This is a genomic window from Streptomyces sp. NPDC052396 (assembly GCF_044593195.1).
Classification (GTDB): Bacteria; Actinomycetota; Actinomycetes; order Streptomycetales; family Streptomycetaceae; genus Streptomyces.
The window spans coordinates 1,016,243-1,028,826 of sequence record NZ_JBIUAW010000001.1 but is presented as its reverse complement, the minus strand read 5'-3'; the positions used below and the strand labels follow the sequence as shown (position 1 = coordinate 1,028,826).

Annotated in this window: 16 protein-coding genes and 1 rRNA gene; 5 read left to right on the top strand and 12 right to left on the bottom strand. The window is 70.2% G+C overall.

Going from position 1 to position 12,584, the window contains the following annotated elements:
- The 4 genes from ACIHFE_RS05055 to ACIHFE_RS05040 all read right to left on the bottom strand — a co-directional run.
- Positions 1-87: ribosomal RNA gene (locus ACIHFE_RS05055) — 16S ribosomal RNA — on the bottom strand; the annotation flags it as partial.
- 539 nt (positions 88-626) lie between these two features.
- Positions 627-1,286 carry a DNA-3-methyladenine glycosylase gene (locus ACIHFE_RS05050; protein WP_400104368.1) on the bottom strand — a complete coding sequence of 220 codons (660 nt, stop codon included), beginning with the start codon at positions 1,284-1,286 and terminating at the stop codon, positions 627-629.
- 68 nt (positions 1,287-1,354) lie between these two features.
- Positions 1,355-1,786, bottom strand: coding sequence for a barstar family protein (locus tag ACIHFE_RS05045; protein WP_400104367.1), 432 nt, complete (start codon positions 1,784-1,786; stop codon positions 1,355-1,357).
- Positions 1,783-2,223: a ribonuclease domain-containing protein gene (locus ACIHFE_RS05040; RefSeq protein ID WP_400104366.1), complete on the bottom strand. Its 441-nt coding sequence runs from the start codon at positions 2,221-2,223 to the stop codon at positions 1,783-1,785. Before ACIHFE_RS05040 ends, ACIHFE_RS05045 begins: the two co-directional genes overlap by 4 nt.
- Before the next feature lie 149 nt (positions 2,224-2,372).
- Between ACIHFE_RS05040 and ACIHFE_RS05035 the strand changes: the two genes are divergently transcribed.
- The gene (locus tag ACIHFE_RS05035) at positions 2,373-2,915 is read left to right on the top strand and encodes a YbhB/YbcL family Raf kinase inhibitor-like protein (protein WP_400104365.1); all 543 of its coding nucleotides are present in this window, start codon (positions 2,373-2,375) and stop codon (positions 2,913-2,915) included.
- A gap of 372 nt (positions 2,916-3,287) precedes the next feature.
- Complete coding sequence (locus ACIHFE_RS05030; protein ID WP_400104364.1) at positions 3,288-3,791, top strand: HNH endonuclease; 504 nt, start codon at positions 3,288-3,290, stop codon at positions 3,789-3,791.
- Positions 3,792-3,833: 42 nt separating this feature from the next.
- Here the strand turns inward: ACIHFE_RS05030 and ACIHFE_RS05025 are convergent, their stop codons facing one another.
- The 4 genes from ACIHFE_RS05025 to ACIHFE_RS05010 all read right to left on the bottom strand — a co-directional run bounded on the left by ACIHFE_RS05025 (position 3,834) and on the right by ACIHFE_RS05010 (position 7,043).
- Positions 3,834-4,601: a sulfite exporter TauE/SafE family protein gene (locus tag ACIHFE_RS05025; protein WP_400104363.1), complete on the bottom strand. Its 768-nt coding sequence runs from the start codon at positions 4,599-4,601 to the stop codon at positions 3,834-3,836.
- 92 nt (positions 4,602-4,693) lie between these two features.
- Complete coding sequence (locus tag ACIHFE_RS05020) at positions 4,694-5,629, bottom strand: SPFH domain-containing protein (RefSeq protein WP_400104362.1); 936 nt, start codon at positions 5,627-5,629, stop codon at positions 4,694-4,696.
- 124 nt (positions 5,630-5,753) lie between these two features.
- On the bottom strand, positions 5,754-6,176 hold the full coding sequence (locus ACIHFE_RS05015) for an NfeD family protein (protein WP_400104361.1): 423 nt from the start codon (positions 6,174-6,176) through the stop codon (positions 5,754-5,756).
- Positions 6,177-6,233: 57 nt separating this feature from the next.
- Positions 6,234-7,043, bottom strand: coding sequence for an ABC transporter ATP-binding protein (locus ACIHFE_RS05010; protein WP_400104360.1), 810 nt, complete (start codon positions 7,041-7,043; stop codon positions 6,234-6,236).
- A 90-nt stretch (positions 7,044-7,133) separates the two neighbouring features.
- Here ACIHFE_RS05010 and ACIHFE_RS05005 point away from each other — a divergent pair, with 90 nt between their 5' ends.
- Complete coding sequence (locus ACIHFE_RS05005) at positions 7,134-7,940, top strand: hypothetical protein (RefSeq protein ID WP_400104359.1); 807 nt, start codon at positions 7,134-7,136, stop codon at positions 7,938-7,940.
- A 70-nt stretch (positions 7,941-8,010) separates the two neighbouring features.
- Here ACIHFE_RS05005 and ACIHFE_RS05000 read toward each other — a convergent pair whose 3' ends face one another.
- The 4 genes from ACIHFE_RS05000 to ACIHFE_RS04985 form a co-directional block, all read right to left on the bottom strand.
- Complete coding sequence (locus ACIHFE_RS05000; RefSeq protein WP_400104358.1) at positions 8,011-8,352, bottom strand: chaplin; 342 nt, start codon at positions 8,350-8,352, stop codon at positions 8,011-8,013.
- A 186-nt stretch (positions 8,353-8,538) separates the two neighbouring features.
- Positions 8,539-8,778, bottom strand: coding sequence for a chaplin (locus tag ACIHFE_RS04995; RefSeq protein ID WP_400104357.1), 240 nt, complete (start codon positions 8,776-8,778; stop codon positions 8,539-8,541).
- 154 nt (positions 8,779-8,932) lie between these two features.
- Complete coding sequence (locus tag ACIHFE_RS04990; protein ID WP_400104356.1) at positions 8,933-9,583, bottom strand: response regulator; 651 nt, start codon at positions 9,581-9,583, stop codon at positions 8,933-8,935.
- Positions 9,576-10,709 carry a GAF domain-containing sensor histidine kinase gene (locus ACIHFE_RS04985; protein ID WP_400104355.1) on the bottom strand — a complete coding sequence of 378 codons (1,134 nt, stop codon included), beginning with the start codon at positions 10,707-10,709 and terminating at the stop codon, positions 9,576-9,578. Before ACIHFE_RS04985 ends, ACIHFE_RS04990 begins: the two co-directional genes overlap by 8 nt.
- Before the next feature lie 116 nt (positions 10,710-10,825).
- Here ACIHFE_RS04985 and ACIHFE_RS04980 point away from each other — a divergent pair, with 116 nt between their 5' ends.
- Both ACIHFE_RS04980 and ACIHFE_RS04975 read left to right on the top strand, forming a co-directional pair.
- Complete coding sequence (locus ACIHFE_RS04980; RefSeq protein WP_400104354.1) at positions 10,826-11,524, top strand: nitroreductase family protein; 699 nt, start codon at positions 10,826-10,828, stop codon at positions 11,522-11,524.
- Between the two features lie 324 nt (positions 11,525-11,848).
- Positions 11,849-12,559, top strand: a complete 711-nt coding sequence (locus ACIHFE_RS04975) for a transglycosylase SLT domain-containing protein (RefSeq protein WP_400104353.1) — start codon at positions 11,849-11,851, stop codon at positions 12,557-12,559.
- Positions 12,560-12,584 lie beyond the last annotated feature (25 nt).

The following is a 12,584-nucleotide window of genomic DNA, read 5'->3' as shown; positions in this document are numbered from 1 at the left end:
CCGGCCGAAACCGGTTCATCGTTCGACTTGCATGTGTTAAGCACGCCGCCAGCGTTCGTCCTGAGCCAGGATCAAACTCTCCGTGAATGTGTACCGGGCTGCGTTTAATTAAAAACTGCCGGTTCAACACTCGCGTTGAGCGGAACAGCCAGGCGGAATAAGCCCGGCCGTTCACAGCGTCCTCGCTGTGTTTTTCAAAGGAACCTCATCCATCACAATGACGGACGGGGTTGTTTTATAGTCTGGCGTTGACTTTTGGCACGCTGTTGAGTTCTCAAGGAACGGACGCTTCCTTCGTACTCACCCTCTCGGGCTTTCCTCCGGGCGCTTCCCTTCGGTGTTTCCAACCTTACCAGATCCGATTTCTCGTTTCCGGCCCCCTGTCGGAGCGGGGTTTCTCGCCTTTCCGCTTTCGCGTCCCGGCGTGATCACTACTTTAGCGGAATTTCCCGGCCGGTCCCAATCGAGGTGACCGGGGCGATCGAAATCGATTTTCGGCGCACCGAAAATCAACCCCGATCCGGGGTGACTGCTTGTAGTAGTGATTGTGCCGCCCACTCGGTACACACGCACGGCGTGTCCGTCTCCAGCGGCTCGGGCTACGTTAGACCTTCGCGTCGACGGAGTCAAGCACCCTGCTGGACCCCAGTCTTGGAGCGGTTCCGGGGGACATGGGCCCGGTACGGGCTGACCGTGGGGTCGCCGTCCACCCAGAACCGCCAGGGGTGGGTGGCGCCCTCGCCGCCGACGCCGGTGCGGGGGCCGTTGAGGATGCGGGTGGCCGGAGCCGGGGTGCCCGCCAGGACCGACAGGGGTGCACCGGGGCCGGCGCAGATGTCGATCCCATTGAGACCCCGGTCGATATCCAGGGCGGTGGCCAGCCGGGCCGGGCCCTGGGCCAGCTCATGGTCCTTGCGGGCCTTGGGCCGGCGCTTGCGGGCCAGGTCGGCGCCCTTGATCACCTCGCCGGCGCGCAGCAGCACACCGCTCGCCGTGCCCTCGGATCCGCAGACCAGGTTGAGGCTGAACCACATCCCGTAGATGAAGTAGACATAGGCGTGCCCGGGCGGGCCGAACATCGAGGCGTTGCGCTCGGTGCGGCCCCGGTAGGCGTGCGATCCCGGGTCCAGCTGACCCGCGTACGCCTCGACCTCCGTGATGCGGAGTTCGATCGGCCCCTGCTCACTGCCGCGGACCAGGGTCCGGCCCAGCAGTTCCGGGGCAACCTCGAGGACGGGCCGGTCGAAGAAGGCCCGGGAGAGCGGCGTACGGTCAGGCGCGGTCATGCCTGCCGAGCGTATCGGACTGCCGCGACACAGGGTCGCCCGTGGGCGGCGGCCGGCCCGGGGGGCGGTCAGACGAGCAGTACCGCCAGCGGTGTCCCCTGCTCCGTCCAGAAGTCGATGGCGTCCTGGAAGATCGTCTCGGCCATCCGGGCGTCCTCGGGCGTGGATTTACGGAAGGTGTCCCAGTCCTCGGCCAGCAGCAGATAGCCCTGCGGCTCGCCGTCCTTGCGCCACCAGGAGAAGTCCATCAGGCAGTCCGCCAGCGCGTCCCAGTTGTGGCCGAACCAGCCGGGGAAGCCCAGGTCGGTGGCGCACTTGTCGAGGAAGGCGGCCTTGTCGCCGACCTTGTCCAGGCGGAGCCGGGCGGCCCGCCAGCCGGCGTCGGTGGCGAGCTCCACCGTCCGGGCGGCGGACTCGGTCACCGGCAGGCGGTAGATCCCGGGCGGGACCGAGCCGTCCAGGAGCCCGGCGATCCCGGGGTCGGGCAGTTGACCGGTCATGACTTCACCACCGCTTCAAAGGTCTTGTAGTGGTCACCGGTGTAGTAGCGCTCGGAGTGGCTGCCGGCGATGATCCGGCGGGCGCCGCGGTTGCGGGCGTCAGGGGTGGGGACGGTGTACTCGTGGTAGTAGCCGCGGGCCTGCTTGGGCAGCCGGTTCTCGTAGTTGCCGAAGACCGTGCCGTCCTTGGAGTAGGGGAACGGGCCGCCCTTGTCGATGAGTTCAAGGGTCTTACGGGCCTCCGGCGGCAGGCTGTCCGGGGTGACGGTGCGCATGCCACGGGCCCAGTCGGGGGTGGCAGTGCCGCCGAGGTGCGGGGCGGTGGATCTGGCCGGGGGCGTGGTGGACTTGTGGGCGGACTTGCCATGGCCGCCGGAGGAGCAGGCGGGCAGCAGGAACAGGGGCAGGGCGGCGAGCAGCACGGTCAGCGCGCGCATGGCACGGCTCTTGGGTCGTCGGCCGGGGCCGGTTCGGGGGAACACACGTCGAAGCACACCTCGTATGGTCGCAGCTCCCGGCGGCTGCCGGTGGATTCGCGTCGTTAGGCTGGCCCTTCCACCGGTCTCCTCGTTCAGGAGGTGTCTTCGTGTCCGATGCGCTCAAGCGGCGGCCGCTCCCCCATGACTTCCATCCCCAGGTGCCCTCGTTCACCGTGGTCAGCGATGATGTGACGGATGGCGCCAAGCTGGGCGACGCCCAGGTGTTCAGCGGCGGCAACCGCTCGCCCCAGCTGCGCTGGGAGGGCTTCCCGGCCGGGACCAAGAGCTTCGCCGTGACCTGTTACGACCCCGACGCCCCCACCGGCAGCGGCTTCTGGCACTGGGTGCTCTTCGACATCCCGGCGGATGTCACCGAGTTGCCCGCCGGTGCCGGCAGCGGCGAGCTGAAGGGACTGCCCGAGGGCGCGGTGCACGCCCGCAACGACTACGGGACGCGGGACTTCGGCGGCGCGGCACCGCCGCCCGGGGACGGGCCGCACCGCTATGTGTTCACCGTGTACGCGGTGGACCAGGAGAAGCTGGGTCCCGACCAGGACGCCTCCCCCGCGGTGGTCGGCTTCCACCTGCGGTTCCACGCCCTGGCCCGGGCGCAGCTGATCGGCGAGCACGAGAATCCCGGGCGCGGCTGAACTGCCCCCGGACGGCCGGGAGTCGGGCGACCTGAAATTCCGTTGCGCCTCCGGGCCCGGGCACCGCACAGTGGTATTCGTCCGGCGGCACCGCACCTCGTCGTCGGACGGCGGATACCGCAGTGGCGGGGGCGGCGCGGTGCGCGCACCGGCCGTCTGCCGGAGGCCGGAGTCCTGAGCTCCGGCCGGCCTCGTCCGTCGTCATACGCTCCGGGCCCAGGGATTCCACGGGGGAAGGGCCCGGAGCGTTTCCCCATTGGCTCCCTCAAGTTCCTTGTATCGCAAGGAAATTGCGTTGTTCCACCGTTTTCTCCCCGGCACAGTTGAGCCATCCCGCCGCAGGGGCGGGACCACGGCCGGGAGGTGGACGGAATGCGGGAGACACTGGTCCTCAATGCGAGCTTCGAGCCCTTGGCGGCGGTGTCACTGCACCGCGCCGTGGTGCTGGTGCTCCAGGACAAGGCCGTGGTCGAAGAGGTCCGTCCTGGTCTGCGGCTGCGGGCGGCCGCGATGGACGTTCCGGTGCCCCAGGTGATCAGGCTGCGCAGGTATGTACGGGTGCCGTTCCGAAGACGTGCCCCCTGGTCGCGGCGGGGAGTGCTGGTACGCGACCGGCACCGGTGCGCGTACTGCGGGCAGCGGGCCACCACCGTGGACCATGTGGTGCCGCGGTCGCACGGCGGTGGGGACACCTGGCTGAACACCGTGGCCGCCTGCGCCGAGGACAACCACCGCAAGGCGGACCGTACTCCGGAGCAGGCGGGGATGCGGTTGCTCAGCCGTCCCTTCGAACCGACGCCGTCCGACGCCCTGTTGCTGGCGCTGGGTTCCTATGACCGGGAGCGGCCGCCGGACTGGCTGGCGCTGCCGGCCTGAGCGGACGACGGCGTCCGGTGGCCGTCGTCCGCCCGGCTCCCGTCAGCGGAGCAGGAGTTCGGCCATGGCCACCACGCCGACCAGCACGATCACCGCGCGCATCGCGGTGGGCGGCAGCCGCCGGGCGACCTTGGCGCCTATCTGGCCGCCCAGGGTGGATCCGGCGGCGATCAGCAGCACGGCCCGCCAGTCCGGGTGGGCGGCGAACAGGAAGAACAGCGCGGCCACGCCATTGACGACCACGGCGAGGACGTTCTTCAGTGCGTTGATCCGCTGCATGCCGTCGGCCAGCAGCAGACCCATCAGGGACAGGTACATCACACCCTGGGCGGCGCCGAAGTAACCGCCGTAGACGCTCGCCAGCAGCAGGCCGAGGAGCAGGGCGACACCACCGTCCGCCTGCGGGGCAACGCCGGTGCGCTCGCGGCGGCGGGCCAGGGCCCGCGCCAGCCGGGGCTGCAGGACGACCAGGACCAGGGCCAGGCCGATGAGCACCGGCACCACGGCGGCGAAGGTCTCCGGCGGCAGCGTCGTCAGTAGGACGGCCCCGGTCAGTCCGCCGATCAGGGCGACGGTGCCGAAGCGGATGATGCGCCGGCGCTGGTCGCGCAGTTCCCGGCGGTAGCCGATGACGCCGCTGAGGTTGCCGGTGACCAGGCCGAGGGTGTTGGACACATTGGCGGTGACCGGCGTCAGTCCGGCGGCCAGCAGCACCGGGAAGGTGAAGAGGGTGCCGGAGCCCACGATGACATTGATGGTGCCGGCGCCGATGCCGGCCGCGAAGATCGCTATTGCAGCCCAGATGGACAAGGCCATCTCCTTTATCAGTACGGAGCCTCCCCGCCATGCAGGTCGGGGGGCCGCACTGATCATGCAACAGAGATACCTGGCCCGGTCAACTCTCAGTCGATGGGGGGCTGTTCACGGCGGGGGCTCTCCTTGGTGAGGCCGGGGCCGCCGCCCTTGGGGGTGAAGTTGCCCACGGCTCCGCTGAGGCCCTTGAGGGCGTCACCGATCTCGCTGGGCACGATCCAGAGCTTGTTGGCGTCGCCCTCGGCGATCTTCGGGAGCATTTGCAGGTACTGGTAGGACAGCAGCTTCTCGTCGGGGTCACCGGCGTGGATGGACTCGAAGACGGTGCGGATCGCCTGGGCCTCACCCTCGGCGCGCAGTGCGGCGGCCCGGGCCTCACCCTCGGCCCGCAGGATCGCCGACTGCTTCTCACCCTCGGCGGTGAGGATCTGCGACTGGCGGATGCCCTCAGCGGTGAGGATGGCGGCGCGCTTGTCCCGGTCGGCGCGCATCTGCTTCTCCATCGAGTCCTGGATGGAGGTGGGCGGTTCGATGGCCTTGAGCTCCACGCGGTTGACGCGGATGCCCCACTTGCCGGTGGCCTCGTCCAGGACGCCGCGCAGTGCCGCGTTGATCTCCTCACGGGAGGTGAGGGTGCGCTCCAGGTCCATGCCGCCGATGATGTTGCGCAAGGTGGTGACGGTCAGCTGCTCGATGGCCTGGATAAAGCTGGAGACCTCATAGGTGGCGGCCCGGGCGTCGGTGACCTGGTAGTAGATGACGGTGTCGATGTTGACGACCAGGTTGTCCTGGGTGATGACCGGCTGCGGCGGGAACGGCACTACCTGCTCGCGCAGGTCGATCCGGTTGCGGATGGAGTCGATAAACGGGACGACGATGTTGAGCCCGGCGTTCAGGGTGCGGGTGTAGCGGCCGAAGCGCTCGACGATCGCGGCGCTGGCCTGCGGGATGACCTGCACCGTCTTCATGAGCGCGACGAAGACGAGCACCACCAGGATGATCAGGACGATGATGATCGCCATCATGGCTCCTCGTGCCGTTGGTCGTTGGTCGGTCGGTGGTCGATCGTGATGATCGAGTCTTTCAGAACCTGCGCGTCCGCGCAGGCGCCCTGATCAGATCCGTCCGGGGAGCGGCACATGGCGCGGCTCACATCACCAGGGCCGTGGCACCGTCGATGTCGATGACGTCCACCCGCTGGCCCACCTCGAAGCTGTGCTCGGCGTCCAGGGAGCGGGCGGACCAGATCTCGCCCGCCAGCTTGATGCGTCCGCCGTCGCCGTCCACCCGTTCCAGCACCACGGCCTCACGCCCCTTCAGTGCCTCCACTCCGGACCGCAGCTCGGGGCGGCGGGCCCGTTGCCGGTTGGCGACGGTGCGCACCACGGTGATCAGGGCGACCGAGACGACGGTGAAGACGATGAACTGGATGACGATGCCGCCGCCGAGACCGGAGGTGACGGCGGCGGCCACGGCGCCCGCCGCGAGCATGCCGAATTCCGGCAGCGCGGTCACGACCAGCGGGATGCCCAGCCCTACGGCGGCCACGAGCCACCACGCCCATGTGTTCACATGGTCATGGTAGGCGCGCGGACGGGTCACGGACAGGGTCGCCCGGGCCGTGCGGGCTCAGGACAGCGGCAGACCGTGCGCCGTCCAGCGGTCGTTGCGGTGCTCCACCACCAGCGGCAGGCCGAAGCACTTGGAGAGGTTGCGGGAGGTCAGCTCCAGTTCGATGGGGCCGGCCGCCAGCACCTGGCCCTGACGGAGCATCAGTACGTGGGTGAAGCCGGGGGCGATCTCCTCGACATGGTGGGTGACCATGATCATCGAGGGGGCCAGCGGGTCGCGGGCCAGCCGGCCCAGGCGGCGCACCAGGTCCTCGCGGCCGCCGAGGTCCAGGCCGGCGGCCGGCTCGTCCAGCATCAGCAGCTCGGGGTCGGTCATCATGGCGCGGGCGATCAGGGTGCGCTTGCGCTCGCCCTCGGAGAGGGTGCCGAACTTCCGCTCGAGGTGGTCGGTCATGCCCAGCACATCGAGGAAGGCGCGGGCCCGCTGCTCGTCCACCGCCTCGTAGTCCTCCCGCCAGTGCGCGGTCATGCCATAGGCGGCGGTGAGCACCGTCTGCAGCACGGTCTGGCTGCGCGGCAGCTTGTCGGCCAGGGCGATGCCGGCGATGCCGATGCGCGGGCGCAGTTCGAAGACATCGACGGCGCCCAGCTTCTCACCCAGGATCCTGGTGGTGCCCTTGGTGGGGAAGAGGTAGCTGGAGGCGACATTGAGGAGGGTGGTCTTGCCGGCGCCATTGGGGCCGAGGATGACCCAGCGCTCACCCTCCTTGACCGACCAGGAGACCTGGTCCACCAGAGCCCGGCCCTCGCGGACCACGGATACGTCCACCAGTTCCAGCACATCGCTCATGAGCGCGTTGTCTCCCATTGCAGTTCGTCGTCGCTGGCACCTGTCGGCGCAGCCCCCGAGGAAAACCTACGCCACCTGCCCCGCCCGGCAGTCCCTAGGCTGGTACCCATGCTCGATGAACACCGCTCAGGACGGTTGTGCGCCTGGGGAAATGCCCTGATTGCCGGGTTTGCCGCACCCGATGACGCAGCGCACCAGATCACCGGAGATGACGCCTCGCATCGGGTCGCCGGACTGCCGGGTGAGTCCGGCCCGGTCGGCCTCACCCTGGCGCTGGGCCGGCTGCGCGCCCTCGGGGCGCGCGGGCTGCGGCTGGCGCTGCCCGCGCCCGGTCACCCGCTGGGCCTGAGCGGCCCGCCGGAGTTCAACTCACTGGCGCTGGAGGCCGGCGAGGCGGTGATCGCCACCGGAGCCGGCCTGGGACTGGTGCCCGAGGTGCACCAGGCGGGCCCCAAGGGCGATGTGCATGTGGAGGTCGTCTGGCAGTGCCTGGTGGTGCGGGACACACCGGTGGTGGACGTGCCCTCGCTCTCGGAGGCCGAGCGCGAGCTGGCCGAGGCGCTGCGCGAGGCCACCGAGGTGCTCTCCCGGCTGGATGTGGCCGGGTCCGGACCGGTGGCCCAGGCGGCCCTGGAGGCTTACCGGGCGCGGGCCGAGCACGGCCGTGAGCTGCTGGCGCCGGGCTATCCGCCGCGCGCGGTACGGGTGCTGGAGCTGGCCCAGCGGGTCGGGACGCTGGTCGCCATCGCCTACCGGCCCGGGGACACGGGCGGCCGGGAGCACGGCGGCGCGGTCAGCGCGGCGGAGATCGCGGCCCGGGCGGCGGCACTGCGCCCGGTGGAGCGGACCGCGCGGCGGGCCCAGGTGGCGGCGTACAACGCCCTGCTGGAGGAGCGGGAGCGCGGACGGAGCTGAGACAGCGGAAGGCCCCGCGGACCGGAGGGTCCGCGGGGCCTTGCCTGTTACTGGGCCGGGTGCCGGACGGTCAGTCGTCGTCGCCGTGGTGCCCGCCGTGCCCGTGCTCCTCGTGCCGCTGGTGGCTGTGGAACCGCACCTCGCGGTGCTCCGAGCGCTCGATGCCACCGTTGATGCAGGTGTTGCCGAACGTCGGGTTGAGCAGGCCGACGATGTCGATGGAGTTGCCGCAGAGGTTGATCGGGATCTGGATCGGGATCTGGATGACGTCGCCGGACAGGACGCCGGGCGAGTTGGTGGCAACGCCACGGGCGTCGGCACCGCCACCGTCCGCGGCCGCGTTGGCGACGGAGGCCCCGAGGGCCATACCTGCCGCGGCCAGAACCAGAGCGACCTTCTTGGCACTGTTCATAGGGTGTCTTCCTTTGCTGGTGACTTGCGACGTCGGATGACGACAGTCGCGCCCTGATGAACGCCAGCTCCTCGCCAATGGCACGGCCACCAGCGGCTTTTGCCCTCGTTCGGACGATCGATCCCCCTCGGAAGCCGACCCCGCGCCAGGCGGGGCCGGCCGGCCGACGAAGCGAGCAGCGTCTTGTTACTCGTTGACGCAGAGGTTGCCGTGCGCCGGGTTCATCGCGCCGACCACGTTGATGGTGTTGCCGCAGAGGTTCACCGGAACCTTGACGGGCACCTGGACCACGTTGCCGGAGACGATGCCGGGGTTGTGCTCCGCCTCGCCGTTCGCCTGGCCGTGCGCGGAAGCGACACCGGCACCGGCGAGGGCCAGACCACTGACGGCAAGCGTGACGGCAGCGGCCTTCTTCATGTTCTTCACTCTTTCTCTGACCTTCCTGAGATCGTTCCCACGGCCAGCCGCCGCGGTTACGCCATGGAGAACGGGCCGCCACCGGTCGGGTTTCTGGTTCGTATGGCCAATCACACGACCGCATGAATCGATCATCGGAAGACGACGTTCCGGGCTGCCGCCCTCAGGCACCGATCCCATGACGTACCGCCCAAAGCGCCGCCTGGGTCCGGTCTGCCAGGTCGAGCTTCATCAGGATGTTCGAGACATGGGTCTTGACGGTCTTTTCGGAGAGCACCAGGGCGCGGGCTATCTCCCGGTTGGACCGGCCGTCCGCGATCAGGGCGAGCACCTCGCGCTCCCGTTCGGTGAGCGCGTTACCCCGGCCCTGGCCGCCGCCGGCCGCGTCCTCCTGGGCCAGCAGCGCCTCGGCGACCTCGGGCTGCAGCAGCACATGGCCGGCGGAGACCGAGCGGATGGCCCCGGCCAGCGCGTCCGGGTCCACGTCCTTGTACACATAGCCGGCGGCACCGGCCCGCAGCGCCGGGATCACGGTGCGCTGTTCGGTGAAGCTGGTGACGATCAGCACCCGGGCGGGGTTGTCCAGCGCCCGGAGTCTGCGCAGTGCCTCGATGCCGTCGGTGCCGGGCATCTTGACGTCCATCAGGATGACGTCGGGGCGGAGCTCCTCGGCCCGGGCGACGCCCTCGGCGCCGTCCGCGGCCTCCCCCACCACCTCGATGTCGTCCTGGACCTCCAGGAAGGTGCGCAGGCCCTTGCGGACCACCTGGTGGTCGTCCACCAGCAGCACTCGGATCGCGCGGTGGTCATCCACCGGGTACCTCCATCTCGATCGCGGTGCCCTGGCCGGGCTCCGAAACAACGGTGAGCCGGCCGCCGACGCCATGGGCGCGGTCGCGCATGGACACCAGGCCCAGGTGGCGTCCGGCCCGGCGGACGGCGCCGGGGTCGAAGCCGCGGCCGTCGTCGGCGACCCGCAGCACGGCGCCCTGGCCGGACCGGCACAGGGTGACCTCCACCTTGGCGCCACCGGAGTGGCGCAGCGCGTTGTGCAGGGCCTCCTGGGCGACCTTCAGCAGTGCCTCCTCCTGGGCGGCGGGCAGGGCGCGCACCGGGCCGGCGGTGAAGGTGACCCGGGCGGCGTGTGCCCGGTCGAGCACCTTGACCTGGTTGTCCAGGGTGGCGACCAGACCGTCCTCGTCCAGGGCGGCGGGGCGCAGCTCGATTACGGCGGCGCGCAGCTCGTCGGCCGCCTCGGCGGCCAGCCGGGCGACCTCCTGGAGTTCGCCCTTGGCGCGGGCCGGGTCGCGGTCCACCAGGGCGGTGGCGGCCTGGGCGGTCAGCCGCAGCGAGAACAGCTTCTGGGCCACGGCGTCGTGCAGTTCGTGCGCCAGGCGGGCGCGCTCGCCGGCGATGGTCAGTTCCCGGCTGCGTTCATAGAGGCGGGCGTTGACCAGGGCGATGGCGGCGTGCTGGGCGAGGGTGCGCAGCAGTTCCTCGTCCCGGGCGGTGAAGCCGGCGCAGGGTTCGCGCTTGTTGGCGAGGAAGAGGGCGCCCAGGATCTCGTCGCCGTCGGCCACCGGCATGCCGATGAAGTCGCACATATCGGGGTGGGCGTCCGGCCAGCCCTCGAAGCGAGGGTCCTGGCGGACGTCGGCCAGCCGCTGCGGGGTGGCGTCCTGGAGCATCGCGGCGAGGATGCCGTGCTGGCGGGGCAGCGGACCGATGGCCTTCCACTGCTCCTCGCTGACGCCGTCCACCACGAACTGGGCGAAGCCGCCGTGGTCGTCGGGGACGCCCAGCGCCGCGTAGTCGGCGCCGAGCAGCTCGCGGGCGGAGACGACGATGGTCTGGAGGACGTCCCGGACCTCCAGGTGCCGGCTCATGGCGAGAATCGCGGTGCTCACGGCGGACAGGCCGGAGCGTGGGCCATTGGTCATGGCCCCACCGTACCGAGCGGTAGCCACCGGGGGATCGGGCCGTCGGGCGGCCCGGCTGCGTCCTGTGGCCTAGGCCAAAGGGCCTGAAGCGGACCGCCCCGGGAAAGACTTCAGGCATGCCCACATCAACGCACTGGACGCCCGTGGATGGCACGCCCTACCGGCCCGTCCCCTACCGGCCCGAGCGGATGCCCGCCGAGGAGTCCCTGGCCCGCGCCGCCGAGCTGCGGCGGCGGCTGGGCGAGCGCCGTACCGTACGGCAGTTCTCGGCCGACCCGGTGCCCGAGCAGGTGGTCCGGGACGCCATCGCCTGCGCGGCCACCGCCCCCTCCGGGGCGCACCAGCAGCCCTGGAGCTTCGTCCGGGTCAGGGACCCGGAGGTGCGCCGCCTGATCCGGGCGGCGGCGGAGGAAGAGGAGCGTCTGTCCTACGCCGGGCGGCTGGGCGAGGAGTGGCTGGCGGCGCTGCGGCCCCTGGGCACGGATGAGGTGAAGCCGCATCTGACGGACGCGCCCGTGCTGATCGTGGTCTTCCAGCAGCGCTACCGGCTCGGCGCGGACGGTGTGAAGCACAAGCACTACTACGTGGACGAGTCGGTGGGGATCGCGGTCGGCATGCTGCTGTCCGCCCTGCATCTGTCGGGGCTGGCGGCGCTGGTGCACACACCGAGCCCGATGCGCTTCCTCTCCGAGGTGCTGGGCCGGCCGGCCAATGAGAAGGCCTTCGCGGTGATCCCGGTGGGTTATCCGGCCGCCGACTGCCGGGTTCCGGACCTGGTGCGCAAGAGCCTGGACCAGGTGCTGACCGAGGTGTGACCCGGCGCGTCCGGGCGCTCGCACCGGGTGATGAGGGGCGCTGCCCGGTGTGAGCCCGGACATAGGACGCACATCACGTACGGCCCTGCTTAGTAGGCGGGTAAGGCCGTCATAAGAACGGCTCTGAGCATATGGCGAGGCCGCTGCGGGCAACTCCGCCCGCCACCGCCGCAACGAAGCCGGGTAGTACGTCACACCTTTGCCACAGGATTTTGCGGCCGCTAACAATTGCCCAGCCGCAGGGCGCCGGAGAGACATCAGCGGCGCTTCACCGCGCCGATCCGGGCCACTGCGACTCAAGCGATTGGAAGAGGTTCAGCACGTATGCGCTCCATCTCCGGCTATAGCCGCCTGACCAAGGTCCACAAGTTCTCCGCCGCCGGCATCGCTGCCGCGGGTGCTGCCGCCCTCGCCTTCGCGATCGTGCCCAGCGCCTCGGCCGGCACGGACACCAAGGCCGTCTCGGTCAAGCCGGTGGCGTGGAACGCCAAGGCGTTCGGCACCGAGGAGCAGCGCGACGAGCTCGCCAAGCAGTCGGACACCGCCGCCAAGCAGGCGCGGTCCGAGGCCGAGGCCAAGAAGAAGTCCGAGGCCGAGGCGAAGGCCAAGGCGGACAAGGAGCGCGCCGCCAAGGAGGCCGCCAGCCGGTCCGAGCAGCGCCAGCCGATCAAGGCCGCGTCCGCCGCGCCGGCCGCGCCGGCCCCCAAGACCTACGCCAACAACCTGGACGGCTGGATCCGCCAGGCCCTGGACATCATGGCCGCCCACAACATCCCGGGCAGCTACGACGGCCTGTACCGCAACATCATGCGGGAGTCCAGCGGCAACCCCGACGCGATCAACAACTGGGACTCCAACGCCGCCGCGGGCATCCCCTCCAAGGGCCTGCTGCAGGTGATCGACCCGACCTTCCAGGCGTACCACGTGGCGGGCACCTCCTGGAACATCTACGACCCGGTCGCCAACATCGTGGCCGCCTGCAACTACGCGGCCAAGACCTACGGTTCGATGGACAACGTCAACTCGGCCTACTGAGCCCGGACGTTCACCACAGCGCGCG

Bases quoted from the DNA above. Each gene is read 5' to 3' on its own strand.
- ACIHFE_RS04975 (WP_400104353.1), top strand. From the start codon at position 11,849: ATGCGCTCCATCTCCGGCTATAGCCGCCTGACCAAGGTCCACAAGTTC.
- ACIHFE_RS05045 (WP_400104367.1), bottom strand. From the start codon at position 1,786: ATGACCGGTCAACTGCCCGACCCCGGGATCGCCGGGCTCCTGGACGGC.
- ACIHFE_RS05005 (WP_400104359.1), top strand. From the start codon at position 7,134: ATGCTCGATGAACACCGCTCAGGACGGTTGTGCGCCTGGGGAAATGCC.
- ACIHFE_RS04985 (WP_400104355.1), bottom strand. From the start codon at position 10,709: ATGACCAATGGCCCACGCTCCGGCCTGTCCGCCGTGAGCACCGCGATT.
- ACIHFE_RS05010 (WP_400104360.1), bottom strand. From the start codon at position 7,043: ATGGGAGACAACGCGCTCATGAGCGATGTGCTGGAACTGGTGGACGTA.
- ACIHFE_RS05040 (WP_400104366.1), bottom strand. From the start codon at position 2,223: ATGCGCGCGCTGACCGTGCTGCTCGCCGCCCTGCCCCTGTTCCTGCTG.
- ACIHFE_RS05030 (WP_400104364.1), top strand. From the start codon at position 3,288: ATGCGGGAGACACTGGTCCTCAATGCGAGCTTCGAGCCCTTGGCGGCG.
- ACIHFE_RS05000 (WP_400104358.1), bottom strand. From the start codon at position 8,352: ATGAACAGTGCCAAGAAGGTCGCTCTGGTTCTGGCCGCGGCAGGTATG.
- ACIHFE_RS04980 (WP_400104354.1), top strand. From the start codon at position 10,826: ATGCCCACATCAACGCACTGGACGCCCGTGGATGGCACGCCCTACCGG.
- ACIHFE_RS05020 (WP_400104362.1), bottom strand. From the start codon at position 5,629: ATGATGGCGATCATCATCGTCCTGATCATCCTGGTGGTGCTCGTCTTC.
- ACIHFE_RS05050 (WP_400104368.1), bottom strand. From the start codon at position 1,286: ATGACCGCGCCTGACCGTACGCCGCTCTCCCGGGCCTTCTTCGACCGG.